21 protein-coding genes are annotated in these 25,461 nt (G+C 73.5%); 11 read left to right on the top strand and 10 right to left on the bottom strand.

Annotated features, from left to right (window positions below; genetic code table 11):
- Positions 1 to 48: 48 nt before the first annotated feature.
- From ACSIH6_RS15555 to ACSIH6_RS15540, 4 genes are all read left to right on the top strand, one after another.
- Entirely contained in the window at positions 49 to 1,242 is a 1,194-nt protein-coding gene (locus tag ACSIH6_RS15555) for a FecCD family ABC transporter permease (RefSeq protein WP_435109003.1), read from the top strand.
- Positions 1,239 to 2,498, top strand: a complete 1,260-nt coding sequence (locus tag ACSIH6_RS15550) for a FecCD family ABC transporter permease (RefSeq protein ID WP_435109002.1) — start codon at positions 1,239 to 1,241, stop codon at positions 2,496 to 2,498. Before ACSIH6_RS15555 ends, ACSIH6_RS15550 begins: the two co-directional genes overlap by 4 nt.
- Entirely contained in the window at positions 2,495 to 3,448 is a 954-nt protein-coding gene (locus tag ACSIH6_RS15545) for an ABC transporter ATP-binding protein (protein WP_435109001.1), read from the top strand. Before ACSIH6_RS15550 ends, ACSIH6_RS15545 begins: the two co-directional genes overlap by 4 nt.
- A 452-nt stretch (positions 3,449 to 3,900) precedes the next feature.
- Positions 3,901 to 5,925 (top strand): PhoX family protein, encoded by a 2,025-nt coding sequence (locus tag ACSIH6_RS15540; RefSeq protein ID WP_435109000.1) that lies wholly within the window; start codon positions 3,901 to 3,903, stop codon positions 5,923 to 5,925.
- A 115-nt stretch (positions 5,926 to 6,040) separates the two neighbouring features.
- Here ACSIH6_RS15540 and ACSIH6_RS15535 read toward each other — a convergent pair whose 3' ends face one another.
- Positions 6,041 to 6,490 (bottom strand): GNAT family N-acetyltransferase, encoded by a 450-nt coding sequence (locus ACSIH6_RS15535; RefSeq protein ID WP_435108999.1) that lies wholly within the window; start codon positions 6,488 to 6,490, stop codon positions 6,041 to 6,043.
- A gap of 184 nt (positions 6,491 to 6,674) precedes the next feature.
- Positions 6,675 to 7,955 (bottom strand): isochorismate synthase, encoded by a 1,281-nt coding sequence (locus tag ACSIH6_RS15530; protein WP_435108998.1) that lies wholly within the window; start codon positions 7,953 to 7,955, stop codon positions 6,675 to 6,677.
- 322 nt (positions 7,956 to 8,277) lie between these two features.
- On the opposite strand from ACSIH6_RS15530, the gene ACSIH6_RS15525 reads away from it, so the two are divergent.
- The 6 genes from ACSIH6_RS15525 to ACSIH6_RS15500 all read left to right on the top strand — a co-directional run bounded on the left by ACSIH6_RS15525 (position 8,278) and on the right by ACSIH6_RS15500 (position 13,935).
- Entirely contained in the window at positions 8,278 to 9,900 is a 1,623-nt protein-coding gene (locus ACSIH6_RS15525) for a glycoside hydrolase family 10-like protein (protein WP_435108997.1), read from the top strand.
- A gap of 233 nt (positions 9,901 to 10,133) precedes the next feature.
- Entirely contained in the window at positions 10,134 to 10,535 is a 402-nt protein-coding gene (locus ACSIH6_RS15520) for a TOBE domain-containing protein (RefSeq protein ID WP_435108996.1), read from the top strand.
- On the top strand, positions 10,528 to 11,427 hold the full coding sequence (gene modA / locus ACSIH6_RS15515; protein WP_435108995.1) for a molybdate ABC transporter substrate-binding protein: 900 nt from the start codon (positions 10,528 to 10,530) through the stop codon (positions 11,425 to 11,427). Before ACSIH6_RS15520 ends, modA begins: the two co-directional genes overlap by 8 nt.
- Positions 11,424 to 12,266 carry an ABC transporter permease gene (locus tag ACSIH6_RS15510; RefSeq protein WP_435108994.1) on the top strand — a complete coding sequence of 281 codons (843 nt, stop codon included), beginning with the start codon at positions 11,424 to 11,426 and terminating at the stop codon, positions 12,264 to 12,266. The genes modA and ACSIH6_RS15510 overlap by 4 nt, the downstream gene beginning before the upstream one ends.
- On the top strand, positions 12,266 to 13,378 hold the full coding sequence (locus ACSIH6_RS15505) for an ABC transporter ATP-binding protein (protein ID WP_435108993.1): 1,113 nt from the start codon (positions 12,266 to 12,268) through the stop codon (positions 13,376 to 13,378). The genes ACSIH6_RS15510 and ACSIH6_RS15505 overlap by 1 nt, the downstream gene beginning before the upstream one ends.
- Before the next feature lie 221 nt (positions 13,379 to 13,599).
- Positions 13,600 to 13,935, top strand: a complete 336-nt coding sequence (locus ACSIH6_RS15500; RefSeq protein WP_435108992.1) for a DUF3040 domain-containing protein — start codon at positions 13,600 to 13,602, stop codon at positions 13,933 to 13,935.
- Positions 13,936 to 13,982: 47 nt separating this feature from the next.
- On the opposite strand, the gene ACSIH6_RS15495 is transcribed toward ACSIH6_RS15500, so the two are convergent.
- The 6 genes from ACSIH6_RS15495 to ACSIH6_RS15470 all read right to left on the bottom strand — a co-directional run bounded on the left by ACSIH6_RS15495 (position 13,983) and on the right by ACSIH6_RS15470 (position 20,976).
- A complete protein-coding gene (locus ACSIH6_RS15495) occupies positions 13,983 to 14,555 on the bottom strand; it encodes a CAP domain-containing protein (RefSeq protein ID WP_435108991.1) in 573 nt (190 codons plus the stop codon).
- A 103-nt stretch (positions 14,556 to 14,658) separates the two neighbouring features.
- A complete protein-coding gene (locus ACSIH6_RS15490; protein WP_150255047.1) occupies positions 14,659 to 14,907 on the bottom strand; it encodes a hypothetical protein in 249 nt (82 codons plus the stop codon).
- Between the two features lie 53 nt (positions 14,908 to 14,960).
- Entirely contained in the window at positions 14,961 to 15,281 is a 321-nt protein-coding gene (locus tag ACSIH6_RS15485; RefSeq protein ID WP_435108990.1) for a hypothetical protein, read from the bottom strand.
- A 518-nt stretch (positions 15,282 to 15,799) separates the two neighbouring features.
- The gene (locus ACSIH6_RS15480) at positions 15,800 to 18,172 is read right to left on the bottom strand and encodes a penicillin-binding transpeptidase domain-containing protein (protein WP_435108989.1); all 2,373 of its coding nucleotides are present in this window, start codon (positions 18,170 to 18,172) and stop codon (positions 15,800 to 15,802) included.
- Positions 18,173 to 18,551: 379 nt separating this feature from the next.
- The gene (locus ACSIH6_RS15475; RefSeq protein WP_435109027.1) at positions 18,552 to 19,898 is read right to left on the bottom strand and encodes an FAD-dependent oxidoreductase; all 1,347 of its coding nucleotides are present in this window, start codon (positions 19,896 to 19,898) and stop codon (positions 18,552 to 18,554) included.
- A 379-nt stretch (positions 19,899 to 20,277) separates the two neighbouring features.
- Entirely contained in the window at positions 20,278 to 20,976 is a 699-nt protein-coding gene (locus ACSIH6_RS15470) for a lysophospholipid acyltransferase family protein (protein ID WP_435108988.1), read from the bottom strand.
- Between the two features lie 238 nt (positions 20,977 to 21,214).
- On the opposite strand from ACSIH6_RS15470, the gene ACSIH6_RS15465 reads away from it, so the two are divergent.
- Entirely contained in the window at positions 21,215 to 21,865 is a 651-nt protein-coding gene (locus ACSIH6_RS15465) for a cyclase family protein (protein WP_435108987.1), read from the top strand.
- Between the two features lie 42 nt (positions 21,866 to 21,907).
- Here the strand turns inward: ACSIH6_RS15465 and ACSIH6_RS15460 are convergent, their stop codons facing one another.
- Positions 21,908 to 23,983, bottom strand: a complete 2,076-nt coding sequence (locus ACSIH6_RS15460; RefSeq protein WP_435109026.1) for an FUSC family protein — start codon at positions 23,981 to 23,983, stop codon at positions 21,908 to 21,910.
- 120 nt (positions 23,984 to 24,103) lie between these two features.
- Complete coding sequence (locus ACSIH6_RS15455; RefSeq protein ID WP_435108986.1) at positions 24,104 to 25,330, bottom strand: coiled-coil domain-containing protein; 1,227 nt, start codon at positions 25,328 to 25,330, stop codon at positions 24,104 to 24,106.
- Positions 25,331 to 25,461 lie beyond the last annotated feature (131 nt).

Here is a 25,461-nt window from a genome sequence, read left to right as displayed (position 1 = left end):
AAACCTAACTTAGGTTGGCCTGGCCTTTCGTCATGAGAGGGAGACAGGGTGAGCGAGACCAGCGAACCGCCGCCGACCTCCGCCGCTCCTGCCTCCACCGCCCCGGAGGCATCGTCCAAGGAGGCGCCGCCACGGAGGGCATCGACTCCCGCATCCGTCACCACCAGCCCCCGAACCCTCGCCGTTCCCCGAACCCCCGCCGCCCCGGCAGCTCCACCGCCCTCCGCTGGCAACGCGGTCGCGGCCCGCCGCACGCGCCGGACCTCCGGCCTGGCCCTGCTGCTCCTGTTGCTGTGCCTCGCCGCCCTGGCCAGCGTGCTCGTCGGCGCCCGCGCCCTCACCCCCGAAACCGTGTGGCTGGCCCTGACCTCCACCGCGGGCGCCGAGGCCGACATCATCGTCAACGAGATCCGCCTGCCGCGCACCGCGCTCGGCCTGCTCGCCGGGATCAGCCTGGGCCTGGGCGGAGCCCTCATGCAGGGGCACACCCGCAACCCCCTGGGCGACCCCAGCATCCTCGGCGTCACCTTCGGCGCCGCCCTCGCCGTGGTGCTGGGCATCCTGCTGCTCGGCGTCACCACGCTCCAGACCCAGGCCTGGTTCGCCTTCGCGGGCGCCGCCGCGGCCGCCGTCGCGGTCTACGCCATCGGCTCGGTCCCCGGGCGCGGCCCCACACCCATCACCCTGGCCCTGGCCGGGACCGCCGTGAGCTGGATGTGCTACTCCCTGGTCTCGGGACTGGTCCTGCTCGACGAGTCGACCATGGAGAGCTTCCGGTTCTGGCGGGTGGGCTCCCTGGTGGGCCGCGACCCCTCGATCCTCGTCCCCATGGCGCCCGTGGTCGCCGTCGGCGCCGTCCTCGCCTTGGCCAACGCCCGCGCCCTCAACGCCCTGGCACTGGGGGAGGACACCGCGCGCGCCCTGGGCTTCCGGATCGGCCGCGCCCGCGTCGTCGGGCTGCTCGCCATCACCCTGCTCACCGGCGTGACCGTCGCCGCCTGTGGTCCCATCGCCTTCGTCGGGCTGATCGTGCCGCACCTGGCCCGCGGCGTCGTCGGCGCCGACTACCGCTGGCTGCTGCCCTACTCCGCGCTGATGGGCGCGACCCTGCTCCTGGCCGCCGACGTTCTGGGCCGCTTCCTCGCGCCGCCCGGAGAACTCCAGGTCGGCGTGGTGCTCGCCCTCCTCGGCGCGCCCTTCTTCGTCCACATCGTCCGCCGCCGGAGGCTGCTCTCCCTATGACCTCCACTCCGCCCGGAACCTCCCGTTCCTCCGGGACCCCTGCCTCTCCGGACGCCTCCGCCCCCTCTGAGACCTCCGGCCGTGGTGCCCCCGCCGGGACCACTGCTTCGCACGGAACCGCCGCCCCCCACGGCGCCCGTCAGCGCGCACGCGTCCCGCACCAGGACCAGGACCAGGCCCGGGCACGGGCCCGCGCCAGCCTCGCCAGGCGCGGCCGCGCCCTCCGCCTGGGCCCGGTCTCCGTCCCGCTGCGCCCCCGCCCGGTCCTCCTCGGACTGCTGACCGCCCTGGTCCTCCTCGTCCTGGTGGCGCTCAACCTCTCCGTCGGGGAGGTGTTCCTCTCCCCGGCCCGGGTGTGGGCCAACGTCGTCGGCACCACCTACGACGACTACTTCACCGTCTGGCGGGTCCGCATGCCCCGCGTGGTGGTGGGCATGCTCGCCGGGGCCGCCCTGGCCGCCGCGGGCGCCATCACCCAGACCATCATGCGCAACCCCCTCGCCAGCCCCGACCTGCTCGGCGTCACCCACGGGGCCAGCGCGGGCGTGGTCGCGGTGCTGGCCTTCGGCGGCAGCTACGGCATCGTCAGCGGCCCCCTCGCCGACATCGGTGTTCCGGCCCTGGCCCTGATCGGCGGCCTGGCCGCCGGGGCCCTGTGCTACGGACTGGCCTGGCGGGGCGGCATCGACGGGTTCCGCCTGCTGCTGGTGGGCGTGGGCGTGTCCACGGTGCTCATGAACCTCACCCTGTGGATGCTCACCCTGGGGGAGGTCAGCGACACCGGGCGGGCCATGGTGTGGATCTCGGGCAGCCTGTCCATGCGCACCTGGCAGGACGCGGTCCCCGTCGCCACCGCCCTGCTCGTCCTCCTGCCCCTGGCACTGGCGGCCGCGCGCACCCTGGACGTGCTCTCCTACGACGACGACGTGGTCCGCGGCCTGGGCGTGCGGCTCGAACGCGCCCGCACCGCCATGCTGGTGCTGGCCGTCCTCCTGGCCGCCTTCGGCACTTCCGCCGCCGGGCCGATCCTGTTCGTGTCGCTGGCCTGCCCGCAGATCGCACTGCGCCTGGCCCGCACATCCCGGCCGCCGGTCCTGCTCTCCGCCCTCGTCGGCGCCGCGCTGACCTGCGCCGCGGACCTCATCGCCCGCAACCTGGTCGGCGTCCAGCTCCCGGTCGGCATCGTCACCGGCTGCCTGGGCGCCCTCTACCTCGTCTACCTGCTCGTCCGCGGCAACCGAAAGGCACAGGCGTGACCACACACCCCGCCCGAACGCGGACCACGTCCGAACCCGCCACCACTTCCGACACCGTCACCACTTCCGACACCATGACCGACGAGCCCACGGGCACCGCCCACACCACCGCCGGTCCCGGCACTGTTCCCGCGACCGCGTCCGCCTCCGCGCCGGTCCGGCTGAGCGCGCGCGGCCTCACCCTGGCCTACGACGACCACACCGTCGTCGAGGGCTTGGACGCCGACATCGTCGAGGGCACCATCACCTGCGTCATCGGCCCCAACGGCTGCGGCAAGTCCACCATGCTGCGCGCCCTGGGGCGGCTCATGAGGCCCCGGGCGGGCCTGGTGGAGCTCGACGGCCGCGACATCCACCGCGTGCCCACCCGCGAGGTCGCCGAGGTGCTGGGCGTGCTGCCCCAGCAACCCGTGGCGCCGGACGGGCTCACCGTCGCCGACCTGGTCTCCCGCGGACGGCACCCCTCCCAGCGCTGGTACCGGCAGTGGTCGGGCGAGGACCACCGGGCGGTCTCCGACGCCCTGGAGCAGACCGGTCTGCTGGAGCTGGCCGACAGCCCGTTGCAGGAGCTGTCCGGCGGCCAGCGCCAGCGCGCGTGGATCTCCATGGTGCTGGCCCAGGGCACGGACCTCCTCCTGCTGGACGAGCCCACGACCTTCCTGGACCTGGTCCACCAGGTCGACGTGCTGGACCTGGTGCGCGAGCTGCACCTGCACGGCGGGCGCACCATCGTCATGGTCCTGCACGACCTCAACCTCGCCGCCCGCTACGCCGACACCGTCATCACCATGCGTGAGGGCCGGGTGGTGGCCAGCGGCGCCCCCGCCGACGTGCTCACCCCCGAACTGCTGCGCGAGGCCTTCGACCTGGAGGCGGTCGTGGTGGAGGACCCCGTCACCGGCGGGCCCATGGTGGTCCCCGTCGGCCGCAGCGGCGGTCAGCGCGCCTGAACCCGTCCACCGCGGCACCGGGCACCGCGCCCGCCCTTTCCGGCTCTTCGCCCTCCCCGGCGTCGGCATGCCCGGAAACCCCTCCTCTCGGCAACCGTTTTCCGTTCCCGGACCCGTCCCCGCACCGTTCCGCCCGGTGCCGAATCACGGGAGGGCCGACAACTCCGGGGACGGTTACGGGCGTGTCACGTGGACCCGGCGGGTACGGTACGCCATGATCACGACCGGACCCGACGATCTGTGTCCACACGGATTCCCAGCGTGACCCACCAGGGCATGCGCCGGAGTTGTAGGCGCGTTCACCTCGGTTTCACCTGCGCGTTTGGAATTTCGGCCAAGGTCGAGAGCGTCCGGCGGAGCACCCCCGTCGGACCAGGAGACAATCCGCGCGCCCCGGTCAGACCCCGCACCGACGGAGCGCGTGGGAGCAGCACGATCCCCAAGGAGAAGGTGTGCCCGAATCCGCGCCCCGCCACCGCCAGCTGCCGTTGATCGGCCAGGTCGGTGGCGGTCGTTCCCGTGCGACATGCAGACTGCGCTGCGGCGACGCCTGTTTCCACCCGGCTCCCAACACCAGCGACAACCCCTACTTCGGGGACATCTTCGCCAAAGCGCTCTCCCGCCGCTCCATCATCCAGGCCGGTGCCGTGAGCGCCGGAGCGGGCGCGCTCGGACTCGCCGCGCTCAGCCCGGCCTCCGCCGACCGCCGCGGCCCCGACCGCCCCCACCCCTCCCCGCGGCCCACCTTCACCAGCGTCCAGCCCAACAACGACGATAAGATCACCATCCCCCGGGGCTACGACCAGCACGTCATCATCCGCTGGGGGGAGCCGGTCCTGCCCGGCGCGCCCGAGTTCGACGTGTACGACCAGACCGCCGAGGCGCAGGCCCAGCAGTTCGGCTACAACTGCGACTACGTCGGCTTCCACCAGCTCGACGACGACCACGCCCTGCTGTGGGTCAACCACGAGTACACCAACGAGGAACTGATGTTCCCGGGGTACACCGACGGGAACGCGGCCAGCGAGGAGCAGATCCGCATCGCCATGGCCGCCCACGGCGGTTCCATCGTCGAGCTGGAGCGCGAGGGCCGCACCGGCAAGTGGGCGCTGTCCACCGGTGAGCGCGCCTTCAACCGCCGCATCACCGCCGACACCCCCATGCGCATCACCGGCCCCGCCGCCGGGCACGACCTGCTCAGGACGGCGGAGGACCCCACCGGAACCCTGGTCAGGGGCATGCTCAACAACTGCGCGGGCGGCATGACCCCGTGGGGCACCTTCCTCACCGCCGAGGAGAACTTCAACCAGTACTTCGCCAACGGCTCCGGGTCCGCCGAGACCAGGCGCTACGGCGTCGGCACCGGCGCCACGGGTCGCCGCTGGGAGCGGTTCGAGGAGCGCTTCGACCTCTCCAAGCACGCCAACGAGATCAACCGCTTCGGCTACATCGTCGAGGTCGACCCGCTCGACCCCGAGTCCGAGCCGCGCAAGCACACCATGCTCGGCCGCTTCAAGCACGAGGGCGCCACCACCCGCCTGGCTGACGACGGCCGGGTCGTGGCCTACATGGGCGACGACGAGCGCTTCGACTACATGTACAAGTTCGTCAGCGCCAAGAAGTACGTCGAGGGCTCCCGCCGCCACAACCTCACCCTGCTGGAGACGGGCACCCTGTACGTGGCCCGCCTCTCCGGCAACAGCCCCGCCGAGGAGTTCGACGGCTCCGGCGCGCTGCCCGCCGACGGCGAGTTCGACGGCTCCGGCGAGTGGATCGCGCTGTGCACCGACACCGAGAGCTTCGTCCCCGGCTTCAGCGTCGCCGAGGTCCTCATCCACACCCGTCTGGCCGCCGACGCCATGGGCGCCACCAAGATGGACCGCCCCGAGGACTTCGAGCCCAGCCCGGTCACCGGCAAGGTCTACTGCGCGCTGACCAACAACTCCTCCCGTGAGCCCGGCCAGGCAGACGAGCCCAACCCGCGCGGCCCCAACCGGCACGGACACATCCTGGAGATCGTCGAGGCCGGCGACGACGCCGGGGCCACCTCCTTCTCCTGGAACGTGCCGCTGGTGTGCGGCAACCCCGAGGACGACGACACCTACTACGCGGGCTTCGACAAGTCCAAGGTCATGCCGATCTCCTCGCCGGACAACCTGACCTTCGACAAGGACGGCAACCTGTGGATCTCCACGGACGGCCAGCCCGGGGCCCTGGGGATCAACGACGGCCTGCACGTCATGCCGGTCGAGGGCCGCTTCCGCGGTGAGCTGAAGACCTTCGCCACCGTCCCGGTCGGCGCGGAGGCCTGCGGCCCCTTCGTCACCGAGGACAGCAAGACGGTGTTCCTGGCTCCCCAGCACCCGGGTGACGGCGGCAGCTTCGAGGCGCCCACCAGCACCTGGCCCGACGGCGAGTTCCCGCGTCCGTCCGTGGTGTGCATCTGGCACACCGCGGGCCGCGAGGTCGGCAGGTAGCCCGGACCCCCTCCCGCCGGTAGGGACGACGACCACCGGCCCCGGCATCCATCGTGGGGGCTGCCGGGGCCGGTTCTCCGTGTCCGCCGGGGCCTGCGCCCGGGGCGCGGAGCCCTCAGAGCACCTTCTCGAAGCAGAGCGAGGAGGGCTCGTCGGCGTAGGCGCCGAAACCGGGGATGGGCGTGTACCCCGAGCGGGTATAGAACCGCACCGCGTCGGGCTGGCGGTCGCCCGTCTCCAGGCGCAGGCACTTCCAGCCCCGCTCGCGGGCCCGGTCCTCCAGCGCCGCCAGGACCAGCGACGCCGCGCCCGAGCCGCGCCGGTCGGGCCGGACGTACATCCGCTTGACCTCGCCCGCCGCGTCGCCGAGGTCGCGCAGGCCGCCGCAGCCCACCGCCTCGCCCGAGGCGTCGCGGGCCACCACGAACACCGCGATGTCCCCGGCGGAGGGAGCCACCCCCGGCTCGGAGTCGGGGGTGCCGTACCGTTCGGCGATCTCCGCACGCTGACCGGCCCGCAGGGCGACGGCGTCGGGATCGTTCCAGGAAACCTCGTCGACACGCATGGGCGCCACGCTAGCGGCGCCGTGTTTCACGCCCGTGAAATCCCGTCCGGACAGCGGCACCTGTGCGGAACGCCACCCCGTGCGGAGCACCGCCTTCGTACGGACAGCGGCCCCCGTGCGCGCCGCCACCCACGTGCGAACGGTGAGACCCGAACCGGGGTGTGGGCTCCGGTCCCGCCCGAGCTCAGACCGGGTCGGTGAGGGCCTCGCGCATCACCCGGAACTTGGACTCGGTCTCGGCCAGCTCCGAGTCCGGGTCGGACTGGGCGACGATGCCCCCTCCGGCGAACAGCCGGGCGCGCGCGCCCTCCACGCGGGCGCAGCGCAGGGCGATACCCCACTCGGCGTTGCCCGCGCCGTCCAGCCACCCGACCGGACCGGCGTAGCCGCCCCGGTCCATGCCCTCGGCCTTCGCGATCAGCCGCATGGCCGCCGCGGTGGGAGTACCGCCCACGGCCGCCGTGGGGTGCAGGGCCGCGACCGCGTCCAGCGCCGAGACCCGGGGGGACAGGCGGGCGCGCACGGGCGTGGCCAGGTGCTGCACGTTGGCGAGCGCGAGCAGGCGGGGCCGCCCGGGCACGTCCAGTTCCTCGGTGAGCGGTTCCAGCGCGGTGCGCAGGGAGTCCACGGCCATGCGGTGCTCGTCCACGTCCTTGGCCGAGGTCAGCAGCTCCTCGGCCAGGAGCCGGTCGCCGTCGGGGTCCTCGCCCCGGGGGCGGGTTCCGGCCAGCACCAGCGAGGAGAGCCGGTCGCCCTCGCGGCGCAGCAGCAGCTCGGGGGTGGCTCCGACCATGCCGTCCACGGAGAAGGTGAAGCAGCTGGGGAAGCGCAGCCGCAGCCGCTCCAGCAGCGTGCGCACGTCGATGGGGGCGTCGGCCTCGGCCAGGGCGTCGCGCGCCAGCACGGCCTTGTCGAGCTCTCCCGCGCGGATGCGCTCGACGGTACCGGCCACGGCGGCCATCCACTGCTCGCCGGTCAGCGATCCCGTGCTCCAGGAGAGCGGGCCGACGGGCCGCGGCGCGGACGCCGGGCGGAGCGGCACGGCCGGGTGCGCCCCGGGTGCGTCGGTGACGGTGGTCAGCCAAGCGCGGCCGTCGCGCCGACCGATCAGCACGCGCGGCACCACCAGGGCCGACCCCGCGGAGGAGGGGGCGAAGGCGAACGTGCCGAACGCGACCGGGCCGGTGCCGGGCACTCCCACCTCGTCGTGGACCTCGGCGCGCTCGGTGAGGGCGTTCACCCAGCGGGCCGCCTCGGTGAAACGGGTGGTGTCGGTGGGCTCGGCCGTCTCGGACTCGCCGCCCAGGTCCAGCCGCGCGGCCTGTCCCCAGCCCACGATGCCCTCGTCGCCGGTCAGCCAGGCCAGGGGGGAGTCCGCCGGTAGGCGGTGCACCAGGCTGGCCGTGTCATCGGGCACGGCGACGGTGCGGACGAACAGGTGGGGCGGGCTCAGGAGGGCGTTCACGGTCCCCGAGTCTAGAACCTCGTCTGGGACGGTGTGTCCGGTATCGGCCGTGGTGGCCGGGGTGCACGGCGTGCCCCCTTCCCGGGCAGGTGCCGCCCCCGTGGCCCGGCCCCTGCCGTTGCCTGACAGGGATCGTGCTCCGTGGCCGCCCGCGCAGACACTCCGTTGACCTGTGGGGATGGCCCCCTGGCACGGAGGGTGCGAGGTTATCCACAGTTTGCCGCAATCGTGTCCGAAAATTGACTGTCTGGCCTACTCTGGTTCGCGGTGCGACGCCACGGTGACGGCGGTGCGCGACGACCCCTCAGAGGAGACCTCTTCCATGGATTCAGTGGCTCGTGCCGTGACCTCGCCGCGCGCCGCGCTGCGGTGGGCCGCGACGGCCGCCGCGGCCACCGTCCTGCTGGCGGGCTGCACCGCTCGGGGCACCGACGCCGAGGAGCCGGGGACCGGCGATGGGCCAGGGACCGCCGCCTCCGCCGGGTGCGGGGACGGCGGGGCGGAGCGGCGGATGCGCGGGGCGTGGCTGACCACGGTCCGCAACATCGACTGGCCCTCGGAGCCGGGCCTGTCCGCCGAGGAGCAGAAGGCCGAGCTCGACGCCTACCTCGACGACGCCTCCGGCATGGGACTCAACGCGGTCTTCCTGCACGTGCGCCCCACCGCCGACGCCGTCTACGAGTCGGACCTGGAGCCGTGGGCGCGCTACCTCACCGGCGAGCAGGGCGGCGACCCCGGCTACGACCCGCTGGAGTACGCGGTGGCCGAAGCGCACGAGCGCGGCCTGGAACTGCACGCCTGGTTCAACCCCTACCGCGTGGGCTTCCAGGACCCCGACGTCGAGAACCTGGCCGATGACCACCCGGCCAGGGAGAACCCCGAGTGGCTCGTCGACTACGGCGACGAGGCCTACCTCGACCCCGGCAACCCCGAGGTCCGCGCGTGGGTGACCCGCGTGATCCTCGACGTGGTGGAGCGCTACGACATCGACGGCGTGCACTTCGACGACTTCTTCTACCCCTACCCCAAGGACGGCGAGGAGTTCGACGACGACGCCTCCTGGGAGGAGCAGGGCGACGGCTTCGACGACCGGGGCGACTGGCGCCGCGACAACGTCAACCAGCTCATCGCCGACGTCCACGAGGGCATCGAGGCGACCAAGCCCTGGGTGAGCTTCGGGATCTCCCCGTTCGGCATCTGGCGCAACGACTCCACCGACCCCAGCGGCTCGTCCAGCTCGGGCCTCCAGTCCTACGACGCCCAGTACGCCGACACCCGCACCTGGATCCAGGAGGGCACGGTCGACTACGTCGCACCGCAGTTGTACTGGGAGCGGGGCTTCGACGTCGCCGACTACGAGGTTCTGGCCGACTGGTGGGCCCAGGAGGTCGAGGGCACCGGCGTGGACCTGTACATCGGCCAGGCCGCCTACCGGGTGGGCGAGGACGGCTGGACCGGCGAGGACGCGCTCAGCACCCAGCTGGACTACTCCGGTGAGCTGCCCCAGGTGGACGGCGACGTCTACTTCTCCATCAAGAACCTGCGCGAGCAGGCCTCCGACGCCTACGCCGCACTGGCCGACGAGCACTACGGCAACCCCGCGCTGCCGCCGCTCTCCGACACGCCCGAGGGCCAGGGGCCGCTGGTCGGCACGGTCGGCGGGGTCACGGCCCGGGCCGCCGACGAGGGGGTCGACGTGGCGTGGGAGGCCGTCGACGGCGCCCGCTTCTACGCCGTCTACCGGCTGCCCGCCGACGCGGCCGCCGCCGGGTCGGAGGAGGAGCGCTGCGCCGCGGTCAGCGCGGAGAACCTCGTGGGCCTGACGGGGGAGACGGCACTGACCGACACCGCACCGCTGGAGAACGGCGTCGGATACGTGGTCACCGCGCTGGACGACTACCGTGCCGAGGGGCCGGTCAGCGAGGTCGCCGACGTGCGCGGCTGACCTGCCGACGAGGAGCGCGCGGGCTCCGGCCGGGGAACGTGTCTCCCCGGCCGGAGCCCGCTTCGTTCGCCGGGGGGAGCCGTTCCCCGATTCCTCTGCGGGGCGCCCGGTCCGGTGCCCCCTGTCCCGCGCGGCTTTCTGCCGCAAAATCCCCAGAATCAGGGCGAAAAGGTAAGCATCTGCTAGCGGAAAGCCCCTTTTGTCCCAGTAGATGCCAGGGGTAGGTTGTCCCCATGCCGACCTTCCACATCAGCGAGGCCGCCGACCTCCTCGGCGTCAGCGCCGACACCGTCCGGCGCTGGGTCGACTCCGGCCGCCTGTCCGCCACCCGTGACGCCTCCGGGAGGCGTCTGATCGGGGGCGCGGACCTGGCCGGATTCATGCGCACGGATACCGACGAGGACCCGGCACGGCGCCTGTCCTCCGCCCGCAACCGCTTCCGCGGCCTGGTCACCGACATCGTCCGCGACCGGGTGATGGCCAGCGTGGAGATCCAGGCCGGACCCCACCGCGTGGTCTCGCTGATGAGCCGCGAGGCCGCCGACGAACTCGGCCTGGAGGTGGGCACCGTCGCCACCGCGGTGGTCAAGTCCACCAACGTGGTCGTGGAGACCACCGGGGAGCGCCATGCGTGACCGCGCCCTCCACAACCTCAGGTCAGGTGTTCCCCGGCGCCCCGGACACGCTCCGCTCGGCTGGCTCCAGTCCGGCGTTCTCCACCCGGGAACCGGTGCTCCCGGCCGTCTCCGGCCCGGCGCGCTCCGCCTGGCCTGCGCCCTGACCGCGTCCGCACTCGCCCTCTCCGCCTGCTCCTCGGGGGAGGGCCCCGGCGACCGGCTCAACGTCTTCGCCGCGGCCTCCCTCACCGACGTCTTCACCGACCTCGCCGAGGAGTTCGAGACAGAGCACCCCGGGACCGAGGTGGTCCTCAACTTCGCGGGCAGCAGCGACCTGGCCCTCCAGATCAACTCCGGCGCCCCCGCCGACGTCTTCGCCTCCGCCGACACCGCCACCATGGACCGGGTCGTCGAGGGCGAGGGGCTGGACCCCGACTGGGCCGCGGAGCACGGCGCGCGGGGCGTCGTCTTCGCCGCCAACACCCTGCGCATCGTCGTGCCCCCGGGCAACCCGGCCGACGTCAAGGAACTGGCCGACCTCGCGGGCGGGGACACCGCCGTCGCCTTCTGCGCCGAGGAGGTCCCCTGCGGCGCGGCCACCGGCGCGGTCCTGGACGAGGCCGGGCTGGAGATCACCCCCGACACCTACGAGGAGGACGTGCGCGCGGTCCTGACCAAGGTCGAACTCGGCGAGGTCGACGCCGGACTCGTCTACGCCACCAACGTCGTCTCCGCGGGCGACCGGGTCGAGGGCATCGCGTTCGACGAGTCCGACGAGGTGGTCAACGACTATCCCGTCGGGGTCGTCTCCACCACCTCCGACGCCGCGCTCGCCGCCGCCTGGGTGGAGCTGGTGCGCTCCCCGGCGGGCGAGGAGGTCCTGCGGGCCGCCGGATTCGAGGTGCCATGACGCCCGACCGCGCCCCCGCCGAGCCCACCGCGGCGCCGCGCCGCCGTCCGCCGCGTGTGCGCTCCGGCCGACCGCCCTGGATCCTGGTGCTGCCCGCGCTCCTGGGCGTGGCCTTCCTCGTGCTGCCCATGGCGGGCCTGCTGGTCAGCGCGCCTTGGTCCACCATGGGCAGCCGCCTCGCCGAGCCCGAGGTGCTGGCCGCCCTGTGGCTGTCCCTGTCCACCGCCACCGCCGCCACGGCCGTGTCCCTGCTCCTCGGGGTGCCGCTGGCCTGGCTGTTGGCCCGCACCGACTTCCCCGGGCGCCGCCTCGTGCGCGCCCTGGTCACCGTCCCCCTGGTGATGCCGCCCGTGGTCGGCGGCGTCGCTCTGCTGCTGGTCCTGGGACGCAACGGGATCGTGGGCCGGTACCTGGACGCCTGGTTCGGGATCACCCTGCCCTTCACCCCCGCCGCCGTGGTTCTGGCCCAGGTGTTCGTCGCCATGCCGTTCCTGGTGATCAGCGTGGAGGGCGCGCTGCGCGGCGCGGACCGCCGCTACGAGGAGGCCGCCGCCACGCTGGGCGCCAGCCGGGCGGTCGTCTTCGCCCGCGTCACCCTGCCCATGGTGCTGCCGGGCATCGCGGCGGGCGCGGTCCTGTGCTGGTCGCGGGCCCTGGGCGAGTTCGGCGCCACCATCACCTTCGCCGGGAACTTCCCCGGCACCACGCAGACCATGCCGCTGGCCGTGTACGTGGCCATGCAGCGCGACCCCGAGGCCGCCATCGTGCTCAGCCTGATCCTGCTGGCGGTCTGCCTGGCCGTCCTGGCCACCCTGCGCGAGAGGTGGACGAACACCTGATGGCCCCGAACCACCACCCTGACGAGTCCACGCCCGACTCCGGACCCATGCCCGAACCCACACCCGCGCTGGAGGCGGACCTGCGCCTGAGCCGGGGCACCTTCACCCTGGAGGCCTCCCTCACGGTGCGCCCGGGGGAGATCCTCGCCCTGCTGGGGCCCAACGGCGCGGGCAAGTCCTCGGCGCTGCGCGCCCTGGCCGGACTAGTGCCCCTCACCGGCGGACGGGTCCTCGTGGACGGGCGCGACCAGACCACCACGCCCGTGGAGCGCCGCCCCATCGGCATGGTCTTCCAGGACTACCTGCTCTTCCCGCACATGAGCGCCCTGGACAACGTGGCCTTCGGCCCCCGCCGTCAGGGCCTGTCGCGGGCGGCGGCCCGCGAGCGCGCCGCCGAACTGCTCGCCCACATGGACCTGTCCGCGCACGCCCGCGTCCGGCCGCGCCGACTCTCCGGAGGCCAGGCCCAGCGGGTGGCGCTGGCCCGCGCCCTGGCCGTGCGCCCGCGCCTGCTGTTGCTCGACGAGCCCATGGCCGCCCTGGACGCCAGCACCCGCATCGACGTGCGCGCCCGGCTGCGCCACCTGCTGGAGGAGTTCGACGGGGCCACGGTGCTGGTCACCCACGACCCGCTCGACGCCATGGTGCTCGCCGACCGTGTGGCGGTGATCGAGGAGGGCCGGGTGGTGCAGCAGGGCGAACCCGCCGAGGTGGCGCGGCGCCCCCGCACCGCCTACGTCGCGCGGCTGGTCGGGCTCAACCTCTTCCGCGGCACGGCCGAGGGCACCACCGTCGCCCTGGACGGCGACGGCTCCGGCGAGCCCGCCCGGGTGGAGGTGCACGAGGCGCACCGGGGCCCGGCCCTGGTGGCCTTCCCGCCGCGCGCCGTGGCCCTGTACCCGCACCGTCCGCACGGCAGCCCGCGCAATGTGTGGCGGCTGACGGTGGAGGGGACCGAGCGGTTCGGCGACCAGGTGCGGGTGCACCTGGCGGGGAGCCCCTCCCTGGCCGCCGACATCAGCCCGGCGGCCCTGGCCGAACTGGGCCTGTCCCGGGGGGACGCGGTGTGGGCGGGGGTCAAGGCCGCCGAGGTCGAGTGCTACCCGGGATGACTCCCGGCGGATCCGGTCCGCGGCCCCACGTCGGCGCGGCGCGCGTCGCCGGTCCGGGGCGGTGGGTTGTGTCCTACGGAGAGAACCGATTTTTCTACCCAGAATCGGGCATAGAAACCCACATCGGAAAACCTGTGCACACCTGGATATCTCAGGTACACCCGGGGGAGACTGTAAGTCTGGCGACGACAGTCCTTCCCCCCGTGGCCGAGGAGGGTTCCATGTCCCTGAGAGAGCACGAGAGAAGAATCCTCGCGGAGATCGAGCGGCAGCTCAGCGAGGAGGAACCGGACCTGGCCGGACGGCTGGAGTCCTTCGGGTCAGCGGACCCCGACGCTCCTGCCGACCCCGGTCTTGGCGGCTGGAAACCGTGGGTGGCGTGCGGTCTGATCGCCGCGGTCACCGCGGGCCTGCTCGTGATGCTGTTCGTACTCACCCCGAGCACACCGCAACCGTCCGCGCCGACGGCGCCGGCCGACACCTCACAGACCACCGGCGACCCGGCGCCCGAACCGGACCCCGTTCCGGACGGGCCTGAGGCCGTCGGCACCTCCTGACCGGTGCCCCGGGCCGGAGCCGCTGGGCGTCTTTCCGCGCGCCCGGCTCAGTCGCCGTGGCCGAGGATGACGGTCCAGTAGGGGCCGTCCTCGCCCTTCGCCACGCCTACGCCGATGTGCTCGGCCTCGCAGTCGGCGAGCACCTGGTTGTGGCCGCGGCGCGTCCAGGCCTCCACCGCCTCCTCGGCCGTCTCGAAGCCGCTGGCCACGATCTCGCCGGAGGGGTGCGCGTATCCCAGGCCGCGGGCGCGGTCCCTGGCCGACGAGCTGCCGAGGAACCCGCCGCCGGGGAACCCGCTGTCGCCGGCCTCGGCCTGGCTGTGCTCCCGGGCGGCCTGGGTGAGCAGCTCGTGGGCGCTCAGCTTCTCACACCCGTACCCGGGCCTTTCGTCGTTCACCAGCCGCACGACCTCGGCCTCGGCCTCGGGCCAGGGATCGGCAGGGTCCTCCTGAGTCCACGGCGGGGGCCAGCCGTCGCCGGAGCCCGTCCCCTGGGTCGCGGACGGGGTCCCGCCGTCGGCGAACACGTCGCCGGGGTCGGCCGCGCCGGTCACACCGGCGCAGCACACGGCCGCCGCCGCCATCCCCGCGAGGACGCGGCCTCGAAGCAGGTTTCGCATGTCTTTCCACCTTCCGTGCGCGGGGGCGCGTGTACCGCGCCGCGCCCGCGCACACCAGGGGCGGACAGCCGTGAAGGCCGCCCGCCCGCAACCTCGCGGGAACTCAGTTCGCCTTGCTGGTGGTCCTGTCCACCGTGGCTCCGTGCATGGAGGCGGTGTAGGTCACGTACTCGTAGAAGACCTCGCCGTCGTCGCCGACGCGGCTGTGGACCACGGTCATGGTGGCACCCTCGGCGCTGGCGCTGCCGAAGTCCTTCTCGAAGACCGTGTCGGCCATCGCGACCGAGGGCGCACCCAGCGCCAGGCCGAAGGCCACACCGGTCAGGGACAGCGCTCGTCGTAGTCGGACCATCGTCCTTCCCCTCCTCGGGTTGGGTCGGGTCACGCCCGACGGAAACGGGATGCCTAGTTCGCACCGCTCACGATGCTGTGGGAGGCGGCGCCGTCGTAGCCCGCCCAGGTGGCGCTCTTCTTGTAGAAGGAGCCGCCACCGTTCCAGTGGTCGTCGCCCTTGCCGTCCTTGTGGCCGTGGCCGTGGCCGTGGCCGTAGTCGCCGCCATCGAAGGCGACAGCGGTCACGTTGTGGCTCGCGGCGCCCTCGGGGCCGGCGGCGCTGGACTCACCCGAGAAGAAGCTGTCCGCCATGGCGGTGGCCGGGGCGCCGAAGGCCAGGGCCGGAACGGCGACGGAGGCGAAGGCGATCCGAGTGAGAGTCTTGCGGTTCATCCTGTGTCCTTTCGAGGCGGACCGACGATCTGTCGGTCCGGTGGCGCCGATCCCCCCAGCTCGACCCTCGGGGGAACCGTTCTCCTGGCGCCATCCGTAGATCTGCCCCGGGTTCCCGCTCATTAACTCTTAGTAGTCACTAAATAGCTTAAAGTAATAATTGGTTGTTTTGGGTCGGATTTTTCCTGCTTGGGGAGAGCACATGCCCCGAAGCGGAGACAGGGGGGCTACCGGTCCTGGAAAGGCCGGGGACGGGGCCGCGGCGTGTGGCGGAGCCCGGGAGCATCGTAGACGCAGGGAAACCGGTACCGACACCGGCCACGCCGTCCCGGGCGCGCGCGTCGGACCGCTTCCGGCCAGGCCGCCGCGGGCCGGGCCGCTTCCGGGGACGGGCCGCCGCACCGCTCCGGGGCCGCGGGCTCACATCCCCTCGCAGGCGCACCGCGCGGCGCGGGGGCGCCCCGACGCCGACGGCGCGTACCGGCGGGGCCGGTACGCGCCGTCGCGGCGGATCTGTCTCAGAGGGCGTTGGTGAAGCTGGCGGCCAGGGGACCGGCCACGGACGAGCCGCCGCCACCGCCCTCGACCACCACGGCGAAGGCCACGTCGCCCTTGAAGCCGACCATCCAGGCGTGGCTGGGCAGCTCCCCGTCCTCGTCGGCGTCCTCGGCGGTGCCGAACTCGGCCGTACCCGACTTGGCGTGCACCTCGCCCTGGAAGGGCACGTCCTCGGCGGTGCCCTCGGTGACGACCGCGCGCATCATCGTCCGCAGCGCCTCGGCCTGGGCGATCGCCCGGGGCTCGGGCAGGCCCTCCTGGGCGGGTTCGGTCACCAGCACCGGGTGGCGCCAGGAACCGTCGGCGACCGCGGCGGGCACCGTGGACATGTGCAGCGGCGAGGTGAGGATCTGGCCCTGGCCGATGCTCTGGGCGCCCAGCATGGTGGCGCTGTCCACCGGCGGGAAGGACGGTTCGAGCGTGGGCACGCCGATGTCCAGCGGCGCGTTCATGCCGAACTGCTCGGCGCTGGCCTGGAGCGTGTCCGAGCTGAGCCGGTCGCCGACCTGCTCCACCAGCGCGGTGTTGCAGGAGGTCGCGAACGCCTCGGTCACCGTCTGGGCGCCGTACTCGGCGTCGCCCGCGTTGACGAACGGCCACCCGCCCAGGTCGTACTCCTTGGGGCAGTTCATGGTGGCGTCCATGCTCATCCCGTTGTCCAGCAGCGAGCTGTAGGAGATGATCTTGAACGACGATCCGGGCGGGTACTGGCCCTCGAAGGCCCGGTTGAACCCGCCGGGCACGTTCGCCGCGGCCAGGATCTCCCCGGTGGAGGGGCGCACCGCGACCAGGCCCGCCGGGTCGGGGGAGTCGATGATGGCGTTGGAGGCCGCGTTCTGGACGGCCATGTCGATGCTGGTGGTGATGTCCTCGCCGTCAGCGCCGTCCAGGGTGGCCACCGTGTTCTCCTCGGTGGCCTCCAGGGAGTCGCTGTCCTCGGCGGCGGCCGCGTCGACCATGAGGATGGTCGTGGCGGCCTCTCCGGCCAGCCGCTCCTCGTGGGTGCGCTGGAGGCCGCTGACGCCCACGGTGTCACCGACGCTGTAGGCCGGGCCGAGCCGTTCGACGTCCTCCGCGGTGGCCTCGCCCAGGGAGCCCGCGATCATCTGGAGCGAACCGGAGACGTTGCCGCCGTCCAGGGCGGTGCCGTCGGCGGCCAGGATGTTGCCGCGCTCGCCCCACACGGCGGTGCGGGCCAGGACCTGTCCCTCGCCCAGGCCGGGGTAGGCGACCTCGGAGGAGAACTCCACCCACCACTCGCCGTCCTCGCGGACCAGGGGCAGCTCGCCCTCCCAGCCCCAGTCGTCGGCGTTGGTCAGCGACACGGTGACCTCGTAGGGCGCGCTGCCGGTGCCGCCGTCGGCGGTCACCGTGCCGACCTCCACCGCGATGGAGTCGACGCCCAGCCCGGAGTCGATCCCGCCGAGCACCGCGGCGGCGTCGCCGCCCCGGGTGACCGCGGCCAGGCGCTCGTAGTCCTGCGCCTCCCAGGCGGCCTCGTACTCGGCGGTGGCCTCCTCGGGCTCGGGCAGCGTCAGGACGTACCAGGACGCGCCGCCGCCGACGAGCAGCAGCACCACGACGGCGGAGAGCACGCCGATGAGCAGGCCGCGCCGCGACTTGCGGGGCGGGGGACCGGAGTCGTAGTCGTCGTTCCCGTAGCCGTCGCCCCCGTAGCGGTCGGGGTCGTCCGGTCCGCCGGAGCCCGGGCCGCCGCCGCTGTAGAGGTACTCGAAGCCGTCCGGGGATCCCTGGCGGTGCTGGGGACCGGTCTCCCCGCGGCCGCCGTGCTCCTGCGCCGGGTCGTCTGGTTCGCCCGGATAGGGGGTGTCGCCGTGGTGGACGGGCTGACCCGGGTAGGGGTCGTCGTCCCAGGTGTCGGTGCGGCCGTCCGCGGGACCGTGTCCGGCGGCGGGCTCGCGGACGCCGTGCCGGGAGGCCGGGGCGTCCTGCCAGGAGTCGTGCGCCTCGTCGTCCCGGGACCCGTTCCAGTCGCCGGAGGGACCCTGCGCCGAGGGGTAGGGGGCGCTCCAGCCCTCGTCGGCGGGTCCCCCGCGCGGGGGCTCGTCCCAGGAGGCGGGTGCGTTCCAGGACCCGGCGGACGGTTCCGGGAAGTCGGGCTGCGGGGGAGTGCCGGGAACGGGCGCGGACGGGGTCACCGGTTCCGCGGGATCGGGGTGTCCGTGGCCGCCGGTGTCCGCGGGCGGAGGCCCCTGGGTGCGCTGGGGGATGCGGTAGGGGTTTGCGGGGCGCGAGGGGTGCGCCGCCGGGGACTCGTGCGATGCTTCGGGCGGCCCGGAGGAATCCGGTTGCCGGGGGGACCGTTCGTCCACGCCTGACCGTCCTTCACTGGGGATGGCTGGAAATACCACGATGCCCCGCTCCCACCTCGGTGGGAACGGGGCACGAGGATGAGGGTCGGCATGGCGGTCGCCTCTCGGCGCGGGGCACAACGGGGCTCCTGGCCGTACGGTCACCCACCCGGAGGCGGGGCCGGACGCGGTATTCCGCGAAGGCGGTTGTTGAGGCCCGGGGGACACTTGCTACCACACCGACCAACAGTGACTCTAACCCATCGGGCCGGGCCGTTGTTCCGCTACCGGCAGATGCGGCGCATGCGCAATCTCACGGTACTCACGGGCGAAGCGGGGAATGCGGTGGCCGGTCCCGCAGAGGGGCACGGGACCGGCCGGGAAGCCCGCGAACCGGAGGCTACTCCTGGCGCGCGATGCTGGTCTGCTCGTCACGGGAGAGGAGTTTGAGGCGCTTGCGCCCGCGCTCGGCGCCCAGTTCCTCCTCGCGGGCCTCGATCCGCTGCCAGCCCTCCCACGTGGTGTAGTGGACGCCGCGCGCCTCCAGCAGGGCGCGGAAGGCGACAGGGTCGGGCTCGGAGGCCGGGGTGAGGGCCTCGCGGTCGGCCACCAGGTTGGTGACCGTCTCCAGGGCGTCGCCCTTGGTGTGGCCGATGAGGCCCACGGGACCGCGCTTGATCCAGCCGGTGGCGTACACGCCGTCCATCGGCTCCTCGTCCAGGTCCAGGACCCGGCCCTCGGCGTTGGGGACGACGCCGCGCTCCTCGTCGAAGGGCAGGTCGGCCAGGGGCGAGCCCAGGTAGCCGATGGCGCGGTAGACGGCCTGCACCTCGTGGTCGACGTACTCGCCGGTTCCCCGGACGCCGCCGTCGCCGGTCAGCTCCATGCGCTCGGTCCGGAAGCCCGTGACGCGGTCCTCGCCGAGCACGGCCACCGGGCTGTGCAGGAAGTGCAGGTGCAGGCGGCGCTCGGCGCCGCGCGGGTCGCGGATCGCCCAGTTCTGGAGGACCTTGACGTTGGTCTTGACCTGGTTGGAGTCCTCGCAGGCCTGGAGGCTCCCCTCGTCCATGTCGAAGTCCTCGGGGTAGACGATGACCTCGACGCCGGGCTGCTTGTCCAGCTCGCGCAGCTCCATGGGGGTGGCCTTGCACTGGGCGATGCCGCGGCGGGCGAAGACGTGGACGTCGGTGACCTGCTTGGCGCGCAGCCCCTCGTACACGTTGTCGGTGATGTCGGTCTCCAGCAGGTCCTCCGCGCTCTTGGCGAGGATGCGGGCGACGTCGACGGCGACGTTGCCCGCGCCGATCACGGCGACGCTGGTGCCCTCCACGTGCCAGGACGGCGACACGTCGGGGTGGGAGTCGTACCAGAAGACGAAGTCGGCGGCGCCGTGGCTGCCGGGCAGGTCGATGCCCGGGATGTCCAGCGGCCGGTCGCGGTCGCTGCCCGTGGCGAAGACGACCGCGTCGTAGTGGTGGCGCAGGTCCTCCAGCTTGAGGTCCACGCCGTACTCGACGTTGCCGTAGAAGGTGATCTCCGGCTTGTCCAGGATCTTGTGCAGCGCACCCTGGATCTGCTTGATCCGGGGGTGGTCCGGGGCGACGCCGTAGCGGACCAGGCCGTAGGGGGAGGGCAGCTTGTCGAGGATGTCGATGCTGACGGACGTGCCGCACGCGGACAGGGTCTCGTCCTTGGTGAGCAGGTCCGCGGCGTAAATCCCCGCGGGGCCCGCACCCACGATTCCCACTCGCAGTGGTCGCGTCATCGCACAGCTCCAAGTCTTCGCGCCAGAGTCGGACGCCATCAAAAGGTAAGGCTTGCCTAATCTATCCGGTGTTGGCACCGGGAAAACCTACTATAAAGGTAGAGAATTCCGCTCCCCGCCCCAGGGCCGCGTGGTGGGCCCCGGGGCCCCGCGGGGCCGTCGGCTCAGGCAGAACCTGGTAGGACCAGGTCGGGAGGCTGTCGCCGGTGCCCTGAAAGGTCCCTCAACCAGAGGTCAACGCCCTGTCACCGGTTCCCCAGTTCCGAATGGGCTGTGAAGAAAGTCACCGCGCACCGGGGCGGTTCCGCGTTCTGGGGGCCGCCCGCGGGGGAGGGGGAGTCCGCTCCCCCGAAGAGCGACCCTACTTGCCCGAGGGGCGACCCTGCTCCAGTTCGGCCTTGACCGAGGCGGCGAACCGGGGCACCTGCTCCTGCCCGGACAGCTTGGCGATGGCGGCCATGATGGCGTCGGTGGCCTCGCGGCGCGGGCGCGCCCTGTCCGCCTGGCCCTCCCACGGCGACAGGTCCACCGGTTCGCCGAAGCGCACGCCCACGCGGTTGAGGGAGGGCACCCTGCGGCCGGGAGGCAGGATCCGCTCGGTCCCCGCCAGCGCCACCGGCACCACCGGGGCGCCCGTGGTCAACGCCAGCCAGGCCAGACCCGTCTGTCCGCGGTAGAGGCGGCCGTCGGGGGAGCGCGTCCCCTCGGGGAAGATCCCGAAGACCTCGCCGCTCTCCAGCACCCCGAGGCTGTTGTCCATGGCCTCCTGGGCGCTCTGGCCCGGGCGCCGGTCCACCGAGAGCTGGCCGATGGCCCGCAGCGCGCGGGTGAACAGCCGCCGGGGCAGGGTCCCCTCGTCGAAGAGCTCCTGCTTGGCGATGAAGCGCACCGGCCGGGGGCAGGCCACGCCGATGAAGAGCGGGTCGATCAGCGCCAGGTGGTTGACGGCCAGGATCACCGGACCGCGACGGGGGACGTGGTGCGCGCCCTCCACGCGCTGGGGCCACACCACGCGTGTGGCGGGCGCGATGACGGTCTTGGCCGCTCCGTACAGGGTCACTCGGTCGCCTCTTCTCGGGGTGGGGTGGGTCCGTGCGGGGGTGACGGACGTGCGGAGGGCTCCCGTGTCCGTGTCTCCCGAGCTTATCGGGGCCGCGGGGTGGAGGACGTGGCCGGAGGGCGTGATCAGGGCCGGACGCGGGTGCCGTGGCGCCGGTCACAGGCGCTAGGCTATGGTCTAGACCTCTGGTGCAGGTCAGGGGTCTTTTCTCCGGACGCGCGAGCGAGGAAGAACAGCCATGCCGAAACTGGTCGACGTCAGCCACCAGATCACCGACGGGATGACCACCTCTCCGGGCCTGCCGGAACCCGCCGTCGAGGAGCGCACCGCCGTCCCGGGCGCGGTTCCCGGCCACGGCACCAGCAGCGGCCGCGTCACGATGGTCGGTGCCACCGGCACCTACGTGGAGACGCCCGCCCACCGCTACCGGGACGGCGCCGACCTGGCCGACCTGGACCTGTCCCGCGTGGCCGACCTGCCCGGCGTGGTCGTCTCCACCGACGCCGCACGGGTCGGGCCGGAGGCCTTCTCCGGCCTGGACGTGCGCGGACGCGCCGTGCTGGTGCGCACCGGCTGGGACCGGCACTGGCGCACCGAGTCCTACGGCCACCCCGAGCACCCGTACCTGACCGAGGACGCGGCCAAGGTGCTCGTCGACGGCGGCGCCACCCTGGTGGGCATCGACGCGGTCGGCGTGGACGACCCCTCGCCCGCGACCGAGGGGGCACGCCCGGCGCTGGCCGTCCTGCTCGCCGCCGGTGTCCCCGTCGTCTCGCACCTGTGCCTGCTCGACCAGCTCCCCGAGGAGGGCTTCACCTTCTTCGCGGTGCCCGCCAAGATCCGCGGGATGGCCGCCTTCCCCGTGCGGGCCTTCGCCCTCGTCGACTGACCGGCCGTGCCCCCGGTGGCCGGGGGTGGGCCCGGGGCGGGGTCACAGGTCGGCGTCCAGGTCCTTCTGGGCCCGGCGGTGCTCGCGCTGGGCCCGCCGCTCGGCCTCCTGGCGCGCCGCGCGCTCGTCCTGGGCGACCGCGCTGGTCATCGCGTTGGACAGGGCCCGCAGCTCCATGTTGATCCTGGGGTAGGCGGGCAGCCGGGGGATCGCGCCCATGCGGGGCGTGCGGCGCTCCCGCATCGAGGAGATGAGCTCGCCGAAGGCCAGGTCCACCCGTTGCAGGGTGATGGCGCCCGACGACTCGGGCCTGTCCCGGGCCAGCGCCGACAGCGCCAGGTAGCCGGTGCGCTGGGTGGCCACCACCACCGGCCACAGCGGCAGCGTGGACGCCGCGCGCGGCGCGTCCCCGATCGCGCTGTCGTAGACCCCGCGCAGGTTGACCAGGGCCGCGCGCATGTCCCTGCGCAGCCGGTAGCGCCGTTCGGGACCGATCTCCACGTCCTGGTCCAGGACCGCCATGATGCACTCGCGCGAGGTCTCCAGCACGCTCGTGATGGCCTGGGGCAGGCGGGTCGCCGACGCCCTGCGCCACAGCAGCAGCGATCCCAGCAGGCCGAACACCGAACCCACGACGGTGTCGATGATGCGCGACCCGGCCAGGTCGGTGATGGGGTCGGGCGCGGCGGTCCCGGCCAGCAGCAGCGCCATCGGTGTCACGAGGACCGAGGCGTAGAAGAAGTTGCGGCCCACCACCAGCTGGGTGAGCCCCTGGAACAGCGCGGCGAGCACGATGACCACGACCAGCGGCGGGTGCGCCGCGATCAGCGCGGCGCCGATGAACACGCCCACGAGGGTGCCCAGCGACCGCTGGAGGGCCCGGTTCATGGTCAGGACCACGCTGCCCGCCTGGAGGACGGCGGTCGCGGTCAGGCCCACCCAGTAGTAGTGGTCCAGGCCCAGCAGGAGGCTGAACGCGCCCGCCGCGGTCACCGTGACCCACATGCGCAGCGCGGTGGGGCGTACCAGCGAGTCCGACCCCAGGCTGGAGCGCAGCGCGTCCCACAGCGCCGGATAGCGCTCGTCGTGCAGGGTCGCCGCGTGCTCGTCGTCATCGTGGGAGGAGCGGCGCGCGGCCTGCGCGGCCCGGGCCAGCTGGCTGTAGAGCCGGGCCTCCAGGGAGCGGGGGCGCAGGCCCCGGCGCAGCTCGTCGAGTTCGTCGGGGTCGGGGCCGCGCGAGGGGTCGGCCACGGCCCGCGCCATACGCTCGGCGAAGTCGGCGGCCTTCTCGGGGAGGGTCGTGGGGCGCGCCATGCACACCTGGGTGGTGGCCAGGTGCACGTCGGAGACCCAGCGCAGCAGGGAGCGCAGCCGGGCGGCCTCGGGGCTGGTGCGGTAGCCGCGGGTCTGGGCCAGCAGGACGATCCGCCAGGCGTCGGCCACTGCCACCGAGGCCTCGTGCTGGGCGTGGTCCAGGTCGGGGGTGCCCACGGCGCGCAGCAGGGAGCCGAGCTGGCGGTAGGCCCCGGCCACGGCGCGGTACTCGGGGTGTCGGGCGCGCACGGGCGCGCCCGACATCGACACCGACCAGCCGATGGCCGCGCCGAGGGCGGCCACCAGGGCGTGCAGGGGGACGTCGGCCAGGCCGCCGGGGGCGATGGTGGAGATCGCCCCGACCAGGACGAAGAACAGGGGGCCCGGCCTGTCCACCCGCCAGGCGGCGCACACCCACGTGGCGATTCCGGCGGTCAGGCCGATGGAGAACACGGGCGCCCAGGAGGCCAGGGCCGAGGCCAGGGAGCCGAGGGCGACGCTGGCGACGAAGCCCAGGCCGACCAGGGCCAGGGCCGCCGACCGGTAGACGTAGGGCGTCTTCTTCTCGTACAGGACGGTCATGGAGCCCAGGGCGGCCAGGGTGCCGACCTCGGAGCCGAACAGCCACGTGGCCAGGGCGAAGGAGAGCGACATGGACACGGCGGCCTTGACCGCGGTGGTCCACGCCCAGGCGCCGGGCTGGAGTCCGAACAGCGCCCGCAGGTCGACCCTGGGGTGGGGGCGTTCGCCCACCTCGACGCGTTCGGGTCCTGATCCTTCGCCGGGGGAACCACCCACGCTCATCGGTCCGGTGTCTCCAGTGGTTCCCAGGTCTCGCACGATTCCCATCCTAGACCGGGACGAACCGGTACTTAGGTGACTGACTGGACATCCGTAGGGGGCAGGGCCGTTCAGAGCGGGCTGTTACGTGGTGGTGTGTTCCGCGTCCTGCCCGGCAGAGGGTGGCTCGGCACGCTCCGCGCGCTGTTCGGCCAGTTCGGCGCGGGCCACGGCCCGGTCGCGCGCCTCCTCGGCCAGGGCCAGGCGCGCGGCGGCGGCCTCCCGCGACTCGGTCAGGGTGATCTCGGCGTTGCGGCGCTGGGTGTCGAGGTCGGCCGCCAGGCGCTCGCGGTCGGCGTGGAGCCGCTCCAGTTCGGCGGTGAGGCGTTCGCGCTCGGCGGCGGCCGCCGAGCGGTCCGACTCCAGGCGTTCGCGGGTCCGCTCCAGTTCGGCGTCGAAGCGGTCCCGTTCGGAGGCCAGGCTCCGGGCGGCCTCGCCCGCGCGCTCCTCGGCGGTCGCGGCACGGGCCCGGGCGCTCTCGGCGGCCAGGACGGCCTCGTCGCGCTGGCGGGCGTGCTCGGCGGTCTCGGCGCGCAGCCCCTCGGCCTCGGCGCGGGCGTGCTGGAGCCGCCGGGCCGCCTCGGCCCGCTCGTGCTCCAGCTCCTCGCGGGCCCGGGCGGCCTGTTCGGCGATGCGGCGTTCGGCGGTGGCCAGCCCGGCGTTGGCCTCGGCGACGGCGGCGTCGCGTTCGAGCCGTGCCTGGTCGGCGAGCGTGCGCTGCCGGTCGCGCTCGGCCTCGGCGGCGTCCCGGGCGGCCAGGGCCTCCTCGGCGATGCGCTCGGCCTCCTGGGTGGCGGAGACGGCGGAGGCGGCGGCGTCCTCGGCCACGCGCCGGGCGCTCTCGGCCTCGCGGCGGCGGTTCTCGGCCTCCAGACGGGCGGCGTCGGCCTCGGCGGCGTGCCGGGCCCCGGCGAGGCGGGCGGCCTCCACCTGGGCCTCGGCCGCGGCCGGGTCGGTCATGGTGGAGAAGGCCTCGGTGGCCGCCTGGAGGGTGGCGGTGAGTTGCTCGCTCTGGACGGCGAAGCGGGTGAGCAGGTCGTCGGCGCGCAGGCGGGCGGAGGTGACCGGTTCGCTGCTGAAGGAGGGGGAGGACGCGGGCCCGGCGGAGTCGGCGGCGGAGGGTTCCTGGGCGGCGCGGGCCAGCTCCTCCTGGCGTTCGGCCTCCTGGGTCTGGCGCTGGCGTTCCTTCCAGGCGCGCCAACGGGTGTGCTCGGGAAGATCGCAGTACTGCGGCGGGCGGCCGGGCGAGGAGGCGCGGGGCACCGGCCGGTCGCAGCCGGGGAAGTTGCAGGTGTTGGAGTCGGAGGCCACGGTGTGAGCGTAGCGGTTCGCCTCCGGGCGGTGCGGGGGTGTGTCGGTGACAGCGACCACCCGCCCGTAGAGCTGACAGCGGCGCTCCGCCGCTGTGCGCTCTACGGGCGCACGGTTGCGCTTTGCTGAGG

The organism is Nocardiopsis synnemataformans, assembly GCF_965343085.1.
Lineage (GTDB): Bacteria > Actinomycetota > Actinomycetes > Streptosporangiales > Streptosporangiaceae > Nocardiopsis > Nocardiopsis alborubida.
The sequence above is the reverse complement of the archived record's forward strand: the minus strand, read 5'-3'. Positions and strand labels throughout refer to the sequence as shown.